At 67.3% G+C, this 13478-nt stretch carries 14 protein-coding genes; 9 read left to right on the top strand and 5 right to left on the bottom strand.

Annotation, left to right across the window (positions count from 1 at the left end; all coding sequences use genetic code 11):
* Positions 1–243 precede the first annotated feature (243 nt).
* Positions 244–936: a response regulator transcription factor gene (locus ACIBQX_RS39690; protein ID WP_364527272.1), complete on the top strand. Its 693-nt coding sequence runs from the start codon at positions 244–246 to the stop codon at positions 934–936.
* A complete protein-coding gene (locus ACIBQX_RS39685; RefSeq protein WP_397013882.1) occupies positions 933–2384 on the top strand; it encodes an ATP-binding protein in 1452 nt (483 codons plus the stop codon). Before ACIBQX_RS39690 ends, ACIBQX_RS39685 begins: the two co-directional genes overlap by 4 nt.
* Before the next feature lie 204 nt (positions 2385–2588).
* Here the strand turns inward: ACIBQX_RS39685 and ACIBQX_RS39680 are convergent, their stop codons facing one another.
* Positions 2589–4544, bottom strand: a complete 1956-nt coding sequence (locus ACIBQX_RS39680) for an MMPL family transporter (protein WP_397013880.1) — start codon at positions 4542–4544, stop codon at positions 2589–2591.
* A complete protein-coding gene (locus ACIBQX_RS39675; protein ID WP_397013878.1) occupies positions 4516–5274 on the bottom strand; it encodes a hypothetical protein in 759 nt (252 codons plus the stop codon). The genes ACIBQX_RS39680 and ACIBQX_RS39675 overlap by 29 nt, the downstream gene beginning before the upstream one ends.
* On the opposite strand from ACIBQX_RS39675, the gene ACIBQX_RS39670 reads away from it, so the two are divergent.
* From ACIBQX_RS39670 to ACIBQX_RS39650, 5 genes are all read left to right on the top strand, one after another.
* Positions 5162–5695 carry a hypothetical protein gene (locus ACIBQX_RS39670; RefSeq protein WP_397014092.1) on the top strand — a complete coding sequence of 178 codons (534 nt, stop codon included), beginning with the start codon at positions 5162–5164 and terminating at the stop codon, positions 5693–5695. The two genes, ACIBQX_RS39675 and ACIBQX_RS39670, sit on opposite strands and share 113 nt — an antisense overlap.
* A 49-nt stretch (positions 5696–5744) precedes the next feature.
* Positions 5745–5951 (top strand): integrase core domain-containing protein, encoded by a 207-nt coding sequence (locus ACIBQX_RS39665; RefSeq protein WP_397013876.1) that lies wholly within the window; start codon positions 5745–5747, stop codon positions 5949–5951.
* A 345-nt stretch (positions 5952–6296) separates the two neighbouring features.
* On the top strand, positions 6297–6533 hold the full coding sequence (locus tag ACIBQX_RS39660) for a hypothetical protein (RefSeq protein WP_055609459.1): 237 nt from the start codon (positions 6297–6299) through the stop codon (positions 6531–6533).
* A 48-nt stretch (positions 6534–6581) separates the two neighbouring features.
* Positions 6582–6842, top strand: coding sequence for a hypothetical protein (locus ACIBQX_RS39655; RefSeq protein ID WP_397013874.1), 261 nt, complete (start codon positions 6582–6584; stop codon positions 6840–6842).
* A 63-nt stretch (positions 6843–6905) separates the two neighbouring features.
* A complete protein-coding gene (locus ACIBQX_RS39650; protein WP_397013872.1) occupies positions 6906–8054 on the top strand; it encodes an amidohydrolase family protein in 1149 nt (382 codons plus the stop codon).
* Between the two features lie 132 nt (positions 8055–8186).
* On the opposite strand, the gene ACIBQX_RS39645 is transcribed toward ACIBQX_RS39650, so the two are convergent.
* Positions 8187–10085, bottom strand: a complete 1899-nt coding sequence (locus ACIBQX_RS39645) for a hypothetical protein (protein WP_397013870.1) — start codon at positions 10083–10085, stop codon at positions 8187–8189.
* 205 nt (positions 10086–10290) lie between these two features.
* Here ACIBQX_RS39645 and ACIBQX_RS39640 point away from each other — a divergent pair, with 205 nt between their 5' ends.
* Both ACIBQX_RS39640 and ACIBQX_RS39635 read left to right on the top strand, forming a co-directional pair.
* Positions 10291–10869, top strand: coding sequence for a restriction endonuclease subunit S (locus ACIBQX_RS39640; RefSeq protein WP_397013868.1), 579 nt, complete (start codon positions 10291–10293; stop codon positions 10867–10869).
* Between the two features lie 634 nt (positions 10870–11503).
* Positions 11504–11866, top strand: a complete 363-nt coding sequence (locus ACIBQX_RS39635; protein WP_091081204.1) for a helix-turn-helix domain-containing protein — start codon at positions 11504–11506, stop codon at positions 11864–11866.
* A gap of 26 nt (positions 11867–11892) precedes the next feature.
* Here the strand turns inward: ACIBQX_RS39635 and ACIBQX_RS39630 are convergent, their stop codons facing one another.
* Together ACIBQX_RS39630 and ACIBQX_RS39625 are read right to left on the bottom strand one after the other, a co-directional pair.
* Positions 11893–12483: a ClpP family protease gene (locus tag ACIBQX_RS39630; protein WP_091081201.1), complete on the bottom strand. Its 591-nt coding sequence runs from the start codon at positions 12481–12483 to the stop codon at positions 11893–11895.
* Positions 12480–13106, bottom strand: a complete 627-nt coding sequence (locus tag ACIBQX_RS39625; protein WP_355041006.1) for an ATP-dependent Clp protease proteolytic subunit — start codon at positions 13104–13106, stop codon at positions 12480–12482. Before ACIBQX_RS39625 ends, ACIBQX_RS39630 begins: the two co-directional genes overlap by 4 nt.
* Positions 13107–13478 lie beyond the last annotated feature (372 nt).

The raw sequence follows: 13478 nt of genomic DNA, 5'->3' as shown, positions 1-13478 counted from the left end.
TGAGGGTTGGGCGCGGGAGCCACCTGGGGACGCCGAGCGCCCGTGACCGGCGCGGAGGATCTACTTGTCTGGTTGCCGGGTGCGATGCCGGTCATCTGGACCTGCCTTGCTCATGAGCCGACGGTAGGTTCCATTTCTCAGGTATCCGTAAGAGCGCGGTACCCAGCGACGCTCTAATCCTGGCCTCAGGTTGATCGGGGACAATGAGCGGCAAAAACATCGACTGGAAGGGGGCGGGCCGGCGTGCGGATCATGATCGCGGATGATGAAGCGGCCATCCGTGAGTCGCTGGAGCGGGTGCTCCAGGTCGAGGGTTACGACACCAGCACCGTCGCCAACGGTTTCGCCGTGCTCGACGGGGTCGTTGGGGCCGACGGCGACACGCTGGATCTGCTGATCCTCGACGTGATGATGCCCCGCCTCGGCGGGCTGGAGACCTGCCGGCGGTTGCGGGCCGCGGGTCGGGATCTGCCGGTGCTGATGCTGACCGCCCGTGACCAGGTCTCCGACCGGGTCACGGGGCTGGACGCGGGCGCCGACGACTACCTGCCCAAGCCGTTCGCCACCGAGGAGCTGCTGGCCCGGGTGCGGGCCCTGCTGCGCCGGCGCACGCCGACCGACGGGGAGTCGCAGATCCTGTCGTTCGCCGACGTCCGGCTCGATCCCGACAGGTTCGAGGCGTGGCGGGGCGGGCGGCCGCTGCGCCTGACCCGGACCGAGTTCTCCCTCCTGCAGGTCCTCATGAGCAACGCGACCCGGGTCCTGACCCGCGACGCGCTGTTCGAGGCGATCTGGGGCTTCGACATGAGCGCCACCGCCAACAACCTCCAGGTGTACGTGAGCTACCTGCGCCGCAAGATGGAGGCCGAGGGTGAGCCGCGATTGATCTACACGCTGCGCGGCCTGGGTTACGTGCTGCGGGAGACTCCTCCGTGAGCAGGCCCGCCGGCCGGGAACCGCGCCGTCTGACCCGATGGTGGCGCCGGCGGTCCCTGCGGGCCAGGCTGACGGTGATCGCGGCGACGGCCATCACGGTCAGCGTGTTCGTGGCCTTCCAGGTGGCCAGCGAACTACTGGGCTGGGAGCTGCAGGACAGCGCCAAGAATCAGCTGCGCGCCGACTCCCGCGTCCTGGCGACGAACGCGCAGCGCGCCGGTCTGGCGCAGGTCCAGCTACCGCCGTATCCCGGATCCGGTCGGCTGGTGCGGGTCATCCTGCCCGACGGCTCGACCCGGACGCCGACCGGCCAACCCGCGCTGCCCCCCGTCAGCGAGCACGCCGAGCGGGTGGCGCAGGGCGCGTCGGCCGACCTGATGGAGTCCAACGACAGTGACGAGGACGGCTACCTCATCTACACGCTGCGGGCGGAGGACGGCGCGGTCCAGGTGGCGCAGGTCGCCGACGACAGCCCGATCAACCGGTTCGGGTTCGGCATGCTGCTGATCGGGCTGCTCTGCGTGGTCGGCGGCGCCCTTGTCGGGCGGACCGTGGCGCGGACCGGTCTGGCACCGATCGACCGGCTGACCGCCGCCGCGGTACGTGTCGCGGACACCCGGGATCTCGACGCCGACATCCCGGATGAGGGCGGTGGGGAGATACGGCGGCTGATCCAGTCGATCAACGACATGCTCGCCGCGCTCCGGGACTCCCGGCGGGCCCAGCGGCTGCTCGCCGAGGACGCCGCCCACGAGCTCAAGACCCCGCTCACCAGCCTGCGCCTCAACGTCGAGCTGCTGATCCGGCTGGATCGGCGCGGCACCCTGGACAGCGCACTGCCGGCGGAGAGCCGGACCCGGCTGCTCAACGATCTCGGCGCCCAGGTGGCCGAGTTGAGCACCCTTGTCGCCGAGCTGACCGACCTGGCGCGCGGTGACGTCAGCGACGAGAGCACCGAGCTGCTCGACCTCGCCGACGTGGTGGCGGCCGCCGCGACCCGGGCACGTTCCCGCACGCCCGACATCGAGGTCGCGCTCGACGTGACCTCTGTGTGGGTGAGCGGGCGTCCCGCTGCGCTCGAGCGGGCGGTGCTCAACCTCATCGACAACGCCGGCAAGTGGTCCCCCGCGGACCAGCCGGTCCAGGTCCGGCTCCGTGCCGAGGGCGCGTCGGTAGTGCTCGAGGTCGACGACGCCGGGCAGGGCATCGACGCCGCCGACGTACCGCGGGTGTTCGACCGGTTCTACCGTGCCGACAGCGCCCGGGCGTTGCCGGGATCCGGTCTGGGGCTGTCGATCGTGCAGCGGGTCGTCGACGCCCACGGCGGCCGGGCCTCCGTCGCCCGCTCCGCACGCGGTGGCGCGCTGCTTCGGGTCGACCTTCCGGCCGCGGCCCCGCCCGCCCCGATCGCGCGGCTCACCGCCGGGGAGGACACCGCGGCGTGCTGACCCGCCCCGGCGGCGCGGCGCAGAACAAGGGACCGCGGCCCTCGGGCATGGCCCCGCGCGGCTCACCGCCGGGCCAGGATACGCGGTGCGCCAGCCCCAGCCCCGGCCGCACGGCGCAGGACCAAAGGGCGGTGACCGTCGGGCCCATGAAAAAATCCGGGACGGGCCCCAGGCCCGTCCCGGATTTCGTCCGTGCCGCCGCGCTCACCGTTGCAGCACGGGCTCCTCGTCGTCGGCGAGCGGCTGTTGACCGTCCGGCAGCTTTGCCGCTGGACGGGACAGCCGGCTCGGCCACCATATCCGCCGGCCGATCAGCAAGGTGAGGGCGGGCACCAGGACCGACCGCACCAGCAGGGCGTCGAGCAGCACGCCGAAGGCGACCAGGAACCCGACCTCGATCAGCATCACCAGGGGAAGGGTGACGAGGACCGCGAACGTGGCCGCCAGGACCAGGCCTGCCGAGGTGATGACGCCACCGGTGGCCGAGAGGGCTTTGAGCATGCCCTCTCTGGTGCCGAGACGCACGGTCTCCTCCCGGGCCCGGCTGGCCAGGAAGATGTTGTAGTCGACGCCGAGCGCCACCAGGAACAGGAATGCCAGCAGCGGCACCGAATAGTCGACACCCTTGAACCCGAGGATCGTGTCGAAGACGAACACGCTGCCGCCGAAGGCTGCGGCGAATGAGACGATCACGGTGGCCATCAGGACCAGCGGGGCCAGGATCGCGCGCAGCAGCAGCCCGAGGACGATCAGGACGACGGCGAGCACCAGCGGGATCACCAGCTTCTCGTCGCGCTTGGTGGTCACCTCGGTGTCGAGGTTCTCCGCACTCGGCCCGCCGACGACCGCCTCCGCCCCGCTCACCGCGTGCACGGCGGTGCGCACCCGCTTGATCGTGTCGTACTCTGCGACGGTGTCCGGCGCGTCCTTCGGGAACACGGAGATGTTGGCCCAGCCACCGCTGGTCTGCTCCGGGATGGCCAGGGCCACACCGCGAGTGTCCTTGACGATGTCCAGCACCCGCTCCTGGTGCGCAGACCGCGTGAAGACCGTCATCGGCTGGCCGCCGAGCTCCGGGAAGTGCTGGCGGAGAACGGTGAAGCCGGTGACCGACTCCGGCGCGGACAGGAACTGGTCCTGCTCCCGCAGGGCGCCGGTGTTGCCCGCCAGCCCGAGGGCGAGCACGCCGAGGACTCCGAGCGAGCCGAGCGTCGCCACCCACCGGCGGCGGCTGATGGCGGTGCCGAGCCGTCCCCACAGCCCCGGCTTCTCCTCCACGGCCGTGCTGAACCGCGGGATGGCCGGCCAGAAGATCCGCCTGCCGAGCACCACGAGCACCGCCGGGAACAGCGTCAGCATGGCCACCAGCGCGCACAGGATGCCGGCCGCACCGATCGGGCCCAACCCGCTGGTGCTGTTCAGGTCCGCGACGAGCAGGCAGAGCAGGCCGGCGACCACGGTGGCAGCGGACGCGACGATGGCCGGCGCCGCGCCGCGTAGCGCGTGGACCATCGCGACCCGGACGTTCTCATGGTGGTGCAGTGCCTCTCGATATCGAGCGATGAGCAACAGCGCGTAGTCCGTGCCGACGCCCAATACGAGGATCGTCAGCAGCGCCGAGTTCTGGTCGTTGACCACGATGCCGAAGCCCTTGACGAGCAGGTAGACGGTCCCCATCGCGGTCAGTGCGGCCGCGCCCACGGCCAGTAGCGGGATGATCCACAACACCGGGCTGCGGTAGGTGAGGATGAGCAGGAGCGTGACGACAACGATGGTGGTGAGGAGGACCTGCACGTCGATGCCGTCGAAGACGGCGTCCATGTCGCCGTCGATCGCGCCCGGGCCGGTCACGTCTAGTTCCAGGCCGGAGGGGCGGTCCTTCGCGGCGTCACGCAACGGGCCGACGATGTCCTCCGGTGCGCCGTAGGCCGTGCTCACCTCGAGGGTGAACATCATCGCCTTGCGGTCGGTGGAGGGGCTCGTCGGTGAGCCCTCGTCGTCCTCGCCGGCCGCCGCCGTCGCCTTCGGCGGGTACCGCTGGGCAAGGGTGTCGCAGTGGCGCTCGACCGTCGCGCGGTCGGCGTCGGTCATGCCGCCGGCGCGGTGGTACACGAAGACGAACGTGTTGTTGTCACCGCCGGGGAGACTGTCGTCCAGCACCGCCACCTTGGTGGACTCGGCACTGGCCGGCAGGGTGTCTACGGCGCTGTCGGTGGTGACCTAGCTCAGCTTTCCGCTCAGCGGCACCATGCCCGCCGCCAGCACCAGCCACAAGCCAATCACTAACCAGCGTGGTGGCGTCGAGGTCCTGCCCGGTAGGCAAGGCCCGGGCGACACAGCCGTCGGGCCGGATGAGCAACGCGTCGACGTCCACCCGGGCCGTGCGGGCGGTGACGGTGTTGACCCGTCCGGTCCACGCGGCCGCGGCGTCGCGGGCCTCCGCGCGGTCGACGAGGTCGAGCAGGGGCCCACGACCCTCACGCAGCAGGTCCGCCGACCGGGTCACCGCGGTGACGACGTCCGGGTCGGGCCGCTCCAGCGTCAACTTCATGTCCGGGCACAGGGTGCCGACGAGCCGGTGGTCGTCGCCCAGGTCGTACCGGGCGTCCATGCCGGCGAGCGGGTCGGTGACGTACCGGTGGGCGTCGTCGAGGTCCATCAGGTCGGAGAACATCTCCCACAGCGCCCTCGTCTGCGGGCCGGGTCGCATCAGGGCTCCTGTCGGGCTGGTGGGGCGGATCCGCCGCGACCGGGTGGTGCGGCTGCCGAAGCCCTCGATCAAGGAGTACGCCCTGGCCTGTCCCCAGGGCGGGCGACCGCCGATGCACGGCAAGGAGTTCCGCTTCGCCAACCCCGAGACCTGGCCCGAGGCGGCGATCACCACCGTCACCGACACCACCAACTACGGCAAGGCCGAAGCCCAGGCGTGGGACCGGGTCCACCCGAGGCCTGGCAGAGCGTGCCGGTCGGCCCATCGCGCCCGCGCCCGTTGCCATCGGTTCGGAGGCGGAGGCCCTGTCGGCGGAGGGGGCGCAGGCGGTGCAGACACACGATCACGGTGGGGGACGTATCGCCCGCCTGGCAGGCGAACGGCAGCCTCCACAACGGCACTTGGCATGATGTCTCTGTTGGAGCGCCGGGCCTCGGTGTACGCGCCGACGAGTGGAACGGTTGTCCTGCGCCACCGGACCTTGAGCGCGTGCCATCGCAGGTTGAGTGACCCGTCAGTCCCACGAGTTGAAGATCGCCGCGCCAAGAGTCGCGGGCTGCCAGTACTTGATCTGGCGCCACTCCGCCTTGGACAGAGCTGAAGTGTCTGCATCCTCCAGCGAGGACAGGAGTTCCGCCGCTGTCAAGAGAGTGAAGCCGAAACTGCCGAGGGCGGCGGCCCAGGAGATAGGTCGACACCAAGGCCCCTGGCGGGACGCTGACCAGGTCGAACGCGCCGTCGTGTGGTGGGCCGGCTGGTACAACACCGAGCGCCTGCACTCCGCACTCGACTACCTCCCACCCGAGGAGTTCGAGGCGGCCTACTACCGTTCTTTGGTCACTCCGAAAGCCGCCTGAAACACACAAGGTCGGCCGCTACGAAACTCGGGGCAACTCACTCCGACATGTCATGACGGTAGAACTGCGCCAACTGTTCGATAACGGGACGCAGTTCGCTGTCCGCTGGCCAGGGAGTGACCGGCATCGTGTCATCGGTCGAGCGCATTCAGGGATTCTCGCACCGATACACAACATGGATCCACGGGGCGACGAGAGCCATATGCGACAGCGTCGGCCGTCGAGCATCCGTCCGGCCTCTGCACCGCGACGGTTTAAGGACGGGTTCTAACGTTCGTCTCAGGTTCGCTCGGTAGGAAGTAGGCATCCAGATAAGCGATGCAACCCGTATGTAGGAGGCTGGTGATGGCAGTCGACGCAGCGCCGTCAGGGAAAGCGCCGCCCGGGCGGTTGAGGTTCGGGGCGGCCACCAGGGCGCTGGCGACGGCGTTCGCTGTCGCCGCCCGCGGGTCGCACGCCGACAACAGTGCGGCGCCCGCCGCGACCGGCCCGCACAGCGCGCACGCGAGCGGGTCGTCAGTTCCGCCCCAGCCGCTGCGCGTCGGCGAGCGGTTCCTCGACCTGAGGATGGCCGAGGCCTAGACGCCCGCGCCGCCGGAGGGCGGCGGCTCGGACGGGTACCGGTGCCAGGTGATCGATCCAGGCCTGACCACGACGGCGTTCCTGACCGGGACCCAATTCGCACCGGAGAACGTTGCCATCGCGCACCACGCCGTCGTGTACGCAGTGCCGTCGGGCGGTGCTGCCGTGGTGCGCGAGCAGGACGCGAAGACCCGTGGTCTCGGCTGGCAGTGTTTCGGCGGAACCGGCGCGGCCGGCGTCGAGGTCGAAGGGGGGCGCGGCGTGGGTGGACACCTGGGCGCGCCTGGTAACGACGAAGGGTCGATCTGAAGCATCTCGCAGACGGATGCCGCACGGATACCGCACCACACAAACACCTGAGGAGAGACTGACATGAAGTCTATGGGACGTCGCGGCTTTCTAGCCGCTTCCACGGCACTTGGCGCTGGTGCCGGCTTGGCCGCGTATGCCGCCGTTTCGGCAACGGACGGGAACAAGACTCCGGACAAGACTGCGGACAAGACTGCGGACATTGCATTGCGAGACCGGGACCTGCCCTTCATCGGCACGGAGGAGACCTTTTCGACTCCCACGTTGTTGAAGCTGAACTCCATCAATCAGGATCACATAGCGTTCCTTGAGGAAATTGGTCTTTCGGATCTAGGCCAACGCCGCATCGGCGATATGGATGCGGGAGGACTCAACGTTCAAATCCTCTCTGCTCATACACCCTCCGTACAAAATGTCCCTGGGCAAAGGGGCATCGACCTTGCCTATCGCCTTAACCGGCAACTTGTAGACGGGCCAATCGCCAAATATCCGGGCCGCTTCAAGGCTTTCGCCACCTTGCCCTTGCGGAGTCCGGAGGCGGCGGCGGACGAACTGGAACGCTCGGTTCGGGAAGATGGCTTCTTGGGCGCACTGACCAACGGACACATCGCGAAGAAGTATCTCGATCATCCCGATTTCGAGCCTGTGCTGGCACGTGCCGTTGCTCTCGATGTGCCGATCTACCTGCATCCCGGCTATCCAGCTGACGAGGTCTTCAAGATCTACTACAGCACCACACGGTCTAAATACACGAAAGAGTACCAAGACTACATTTTCAGTGGGTCTGGATATGGCTGGCACCAGGAGGTGCTGACCCAATGCGTTCGGATGATCACGTACGGGGTTTTCGACAGATTCCCCAAACTGAAAATCATCATCGGCCACATGGGCGAAGGTCTTCCCTTCTACTACGAGCGGATCGTCAATGACATGGGCGAGCCAACCAAAGACTCGCTCGAAAAGCCCATCGGGCAATACTTCCAGGACAACTTCTGGGTCACAACCAGCGCATTCCCCCAGACCGAACTGCTCGATCTCCTGCTGAAGTACATAAGCGTGGATCGAGTGATGTTCGCAACCGACTACCCGTTCGCGGACATAAAGGAGCAGACCGACTGGTTCCGCGGAGTCGATTTGCCACGCGAAGACAAGGAAAAGATTGCGTTCCGAAATGCAGAGAAACTGTTCAGAATGAAAGTGCCCGTGAAGTGATACGCCAGCGTCGGCCGGAGTGAAAGAATGCTTTGCTGTAAGGCGAGAGTACGGCCGAAGTATGCGATGCGCGGCTGCCGCATCACGCGGTCCTCATGCAACGGCTCTGCTGGTTGATGGCTGCCGCTCGCCTCATCGGGGAAGCTTCGCGGTGCGTTCGGGGTGAGCCGCAGTGATGTACCGCATTGCGGTCTGCGAGGAGATACCGAACAGGCGCATCAGGTGCAGCGGGTCGTCGACCTCGAATGCCTCGTCGCGGATCCGGTCCTGCCGTAGCGTCTGCATCGTGAGTCCGGTGGGCCGGAAGACGGCGGTGAACGTGGTGCCGATGGGCGAGTGAGTGGTGTCTACCGCGGTCCATCGGTTGATCAGCAGATGCGGGTTGGTGGTCACTGGCCAGCGGCGGTGACGTTCGCGGAGCCACGCGGAGGCGCAGCGGTAGGTGAGTTCGTCCAGGTAGATGATGTGCCGTTTGCCGGGGCGCCGGACGATGAGGCGCTCACGGGACAGGTCGAGGTCGGTGAGCAGCAGGTGGCGGATGTCGGTGCCGCTGAGCGCATGGACGCAGACCAGCACCATCATGAAGCGCTGGAGGTCGTTCTGCGCATGGCTGAGGACGTCGGCCAGTCGGTCTGAGGGCACGGAAGGCGGGATCTTGTTGATCCCGGCGAAGACGAGGCCGCGGGTGGGATCGCGGAAGGTCACGCCCTCTTGCCGAAGGGCCCGGAAGACATTCCGCAGGACGATGTGGATTGAGCGGGCCGGCGTCCCCTTGCGGGTGGCGATGGCCCTTTTGACGTCGTCACGGGTGATCTCGCGCAGGCTCTCGACGCCGTCCGCGAGCCAGTCCTTGAGGATCGGGTCGAGGACATGCCAGTAGCGGGCGATGCTCCGATAGGTGCGGCCGGTGTGCTCCCACTTGCCCTCTCCGCGCACGACCTTGATCCAGACCGAGAGTTCCTGTGCGATTGTCTCGGGCAGTGCGGCGAGCTCCGCATCGAGTCGCTTCTGATGCGCGTCCCGGCGGAACTCGGCATCCGGGATCAGCAGCCCTCGGGTTTCGAGGAACTGTGTAACCCGCCTTCCGCTGAACTTCCGGGGACGGTTGTCGACGAGCGCCCGGATGTCGGTCTCCAGCAGCGGGGCATCGGCGCCGAGCCAGGACACCAAGACGGTCAACGTGTGCCGGGTCTTGGTTCTGGTGACCGTGGACCACATCTCCTGCTTCATCACGCTGTCGAGGTCGGCGAGCAGCTGCCGGGCCGAGTCCGTGAGCGTCGGCAAATCCTGCCGCGCCAACTCGGCCACCGGGCGCCAGTCTCGCCGGAGCTCGAACAGCCTCTCCTGCCCAGGGGCCGCCACGTGCTCCGAGACAGGGAGGCGCGGGGTAGGCGGGGCCACGTTTGAGTGACGCAGGCTTGTGGGTGCCGGGACCGGTGCACCGAGCCACAGCTGCGTTCCGAACCGGGCGAAGTCCCCTGGGCCATGGTCGGCCACGTGCCAGCGGCATCCGCGGCAGTGTCCGCCGGCGAGTGGCAGGTCGACACGGTGGCAGCGGTCGCACGCTCCCGTGGATACCGGGAGGTTTCCTCTCTTCCGGAAGGCGAAGGAGGAGCAGGGCTCGCAGGTGACTCTCGTCTTCGCAGTGAACCAGCAGCCGCACTGCCGGCAGGATCTCGGTGTCATGGTCCGGGGCGGCCAGAGACGGCGCGTAGTCCGCGACGCCCGTGGCCGCCGGGGGCGGTCAGGTTCGCGGGGCTCTGGCAGGAGCCTGAGCATTTCTGCCCGCAGCAGGATCGCTCGGACGGACCGGCCGTAGTTGGGGATGTCGTCAAGGACCAGCTCATCGACGAGGTCGTCGCCGTCTGCGTCGCGCACGGCGAGCGCGAGGCGCAGCATCTCGTGCAGCTTGCGCTGCATGGGCTTGCCGATGCCGGTCTCCGCCGCGAACGCCGCGGTGTGCTCGACGACGTCGCTATAGCCGACGAGTGGCCTCTGCAGAATGCGCCGGCAGACGTCGATGGACAGCATCCGGCGGACCGGGAAGAGCGGCAGCTGCCCCGGGACAGTGGGTGGGAGGACCGCAGGATCGTCCCGCGTCGGGGCGGCGGCCGCGCGTATGTGTTCCACCCAGTGCAGCCGCTCGCGCTGATCGACGCCGGTGCGGCCGGTGCGCCTGCCGTACTTCTTCAGACCCCACGTCCGGATTCCAACTCTCTGACTCGGTTCTACGACGATGTGTCACCGATGCCAAGAGTTGACGTTGGGCGTGACGTGTGCGTGCCGACCGTTGGCAACGCCACGCCAGAAGGCAATCCGCCGAAGAGCCGTAGCCCAAGCAAGTGCCTGTCTCTCCTCTGAGAGCGCAGGCGCCTTGGAGAGATACCAGATCCGTCAAGGCGACATCCTCATCGTGCGGACTGGTTCAGTCGGCCCCACGGCGCTCGTCACGGCGGCTGAAACAGGGTGGCTCCCGTCCACCAATCTCATGCGACTGCGCCCTGCCGACAGCGTCGACCCTCGTTACCTACTGGCGCTTCTGTCGTCGCCGACCGCCCAAGAATGGATCAAAGGACGAAGCGAGTCCGCGAGCGCCATTCCCTCTATCAGCGCTACAACACTCGGAACCATGCCGGTGATGCTGCCCCCGCTCGAAGAACAGCGCCGCATTGGCCTCGTCGTCGACGCCCTTGACACACAGATCACAGCACATCGTGCCCTTGCGAAGGCCGCCGGAGACACCCGCGCCGGGCTCACCGACGATCTTGTCAACGGCCTCCTGACCGTCAACCACCCTTCGGAAGGAGCGTCATGAACAATCCCCAACCCCAAGGAGCGCGAACCATCCGCACGCTGCTCGCTACAATCGCCCTCCTCCTCGGCGTCATCGCCGCACTGGTCGGCGGCATCCTGCAACGCCTCGACGGCAACTCCATCCCAGTCCGAGGACTGAGCGCCACCGGACGCACATGGCCCACTGCTATACCCAGCCCCATACACCGGATCCATGTAGCCTGACGGCTTGCCCTCCGACATACACGGTAAGCCCATGGCCCTCAGTACGCCGTCGGTGAAGAGCCGGCGGCGGGCTGAGCACCTCGGGTCCTGATGCGCCGAGGTGCTGGGCCTGGGGTCGGTACGGCGAGTGCGGGAGGGGCGGTCGGCACCGGCGACGGACATGGCGTTCAGGATGCCCGCGCCTCACACGAGTGGCCGGCCTGGCGTTGGAAGGACCGCAACCCGGCTTCCGGACCCCGCCTCACCTTGCAGAGCGCGGTGTGCGCCCTGGTCACGTGGCCGGGGTACCCGTGTCACCGAGTGGTCGCCGCCGCAGCGCCCACTCGTGAGCGGGCGGAGGCGCCCTGAGGGCGGGCGGAGGGGCCAGTGACTGGTTCTGCTCTACGCGAAGCCAACAGGACTCGAACGTGAGGTCTCCCTATGGTGTAGGCATGGCCTCCTCCATCCCGCCGCTGCGTCCGGCGATCGATCGGACCGCCCCCGAGTTCTCTCCGGTTCGCGAGCGGCTGTGGAGGCAGGTGCTCGGTGAGTGTCTGCGAGGCATTCGTCACGAGCGAGGCGAGAAGTTGAGCGAGACGGCGAGTCGCGCCGGAGTCTCACCGCAATATCTCTCCGAGATAGAACGAGGGCTCAAAGAGCCGTCGAGCGAGATGATCGCTGCGGTCGCCGGAGCGCTGGATGTGACCCTGGTCGATCTGACCCTTGCCGTGGCCGAGAGCCTGCGCCCCGCTCAGCACAGCGTGTCGAGAGGCGCTACCTGCTCGGCGGCGACGGCGTACGCACTGGCCGCATAGCGCGGCTTGCCGGGGTGTCCACGGGGTTAGGAGTGCTCCTCGATGATCTGGTCGAGGAGCCCGTACTCCAAGGCCGCGGTCGCGGTGAACACGCGATCGTGATCGGTGTCGGCGCGTAGGGTCTCGATCGTCTGGCCGGTGTGGCGTGACAGGATGCGCTCAATGTCCGCCCGGACACGTACGACCTCGTCAGCCTGCAAGATGAGATCGGGGATCGTTCCGCGCCCTTGAGCGGCCGGTTGGTGCAAGATCACCCGTGCGTGTGGGAGAGCGGCACGTTTTCCCTCGGCGCCTGCGGCGAGAAGAACAGCGCCCACGGCGACGGCCTGTCCGACGCAGGTGGTCGAGACCCGCGGGCGGATATGACGCATCGTGTCGTAGATCGCGAGCATCGCGCTCGGGTCGCCGCCTTCGCAGTTGATATAGAACTGGATCTCGGCATCGGGGTTGTCCGACTCCAGAAAGATCAGCTGCGCGATGAGCGCGTTCGCGACGCCCGCGTCAATGGCGGTGCCCAGATAAACGATTCGCTCGGTGAGCAGGTGCGAATAGACATCCATGATCCGCTCGCCGCGAGGATTCTGGGCGATTACGTTCGGGATCGTATATGAGGTCACTTGCCGACTCCTTCGGTGATGCCGAATCCGGGCCGCGGGCGATGGTGGGGCGCGATTTCGCCGAAGTTCTGCACGATCGCATCGATGAAGCCGTAGTCGAGTGCTTCTTGCGCTGTATACCAACGATCGTGCAGGGAATCCTCGAATATGCGCCCGACGGGTTGTCCCGTGTCCTCGGCGATGAGGCCGAGCACCGTGTCGCGCGTATGCCGAAGGTCGTTGGCCTGCAGTTCGATGTCAACCGCGGTGCCGCCGATTCCCGCCGAGCCCTGGTGCATCAGGACGCGTGAGTGCGGCAGGGCGCGGCGCTTCCCGCGGGCTCCCGAGGACAGCAGGAATTGCCCTGCGCTGTAGGCGATGCCCAACACGAGGGTCGATACGTCGCAGGGAATGAGTCGAATGACGTCGCGGATCGCCAGCATCGAGGGAACCGAGCCGCCCGGGGAGTGGATCCACAATGCGATGTCGGTCGACGCGTCCTGTGTGGCGAGTGTCATCAATTGCGTGGCCAGCAGCGTCCCGTTGTCATCGTCGAGAGGGCCGTCGAGAACGAGAACACGCTGCTCATAAAGCTCGCGTCTTACCTGCGCGTTCAACAGGGGAAGTTTTGATTCTTCGCTCATGCGTCCATCATGTGCAGCGATTCGGACCAGGGGTGACGCGATCTGCCTGGGGCAGATCTGCTGTGAGCTGATCGATCTCCTGAGCTGGGACGACTCGGCGGCCAACGGGTTGGGGAAGGTGGCGACGGTCAGCGGGGTTCAACTTGGTCGCGATCTTGGAACCCGGCGCCGCCGCACAGTGCGACCACCTGCGCGAAGGTCTCCAACCTGATCCGTCACGGACATCGTCAGGCCACATGAATGCGATGTACGGGAATAGAAATGTCGGCAGGGCATGGCGACCGGTGGTGCTCGCTCGGACACAGGAGTACCCCATGAAACCCCGCCCTGAGAGGTGGGCTCTTCTGTGTTGAGCTCAGTTACGATACGCCG

The sequence above is a fragment of the Nonomuraea sp. NPDC049714 genome (genome assembly GCF_044465295.1).
Taxonomy (GTDB): domain Bacteria; phylum Actinomycetota; class Actinomycetes; order Streptosporangiales; family Streptosporangiaceae; genus Nonomuraea.
Note: the sequence above shows the minus strand (reverse complement) of the source record. Positions and strands in the feature narration are given on the sequence as shown.

What these genes read in the sequence shown, in the direction of transcription:
- ACIBQX_RS39635 (WP_091081204.1), top strand. Translation starts at nt 11,504, where the DNA reads ATGGCCTCCTCCATCCCGCCGCTGCGTCCGGCGATCGATCGGACCGCC.
- ACIBQX_RS39650 (WP_397013872.1), top strand. Translation starts at nt 6,906, where the DNA reads ATGAAGTCTATGGGACGTCGCGGCTTTCTAGCCGCTTCCACGGCACTT.
- ACIBQX_RS39640 (WP_397013868.1), top strand. Translation starts at nt 10,291, where the DNA reads ATGTGTCACCGATGCCAAGAGTTGACGTTGGGCGTGACGTGTGCGTGC.
- ACIBQX_RS39660 (WP_055609459.1), top strand. Translation starts at nt 6,297, where the DNA reads ATGGCAGTCGACGCAGCGCCGTCAGGGAAAGCGCCGCCCGGGCGGTTG.
- ACIBQX_RS39625 (WP_355041006.1), bottom strand. Translation starts at nt 13,106, where the DNA reads ATGAGCGAAGAATCAAAACTTCCCCTGTTGAACGCGCAGGTAAGACGC.
- ACIBQX_RS39645 (WP_397013870.1), bottom strand. Translation starts at nt 10,085, where the DNA reads ATGCTGTCCATCGACGTCTGCCGGCGCATTCTGCAGAGGCCACTCGTC.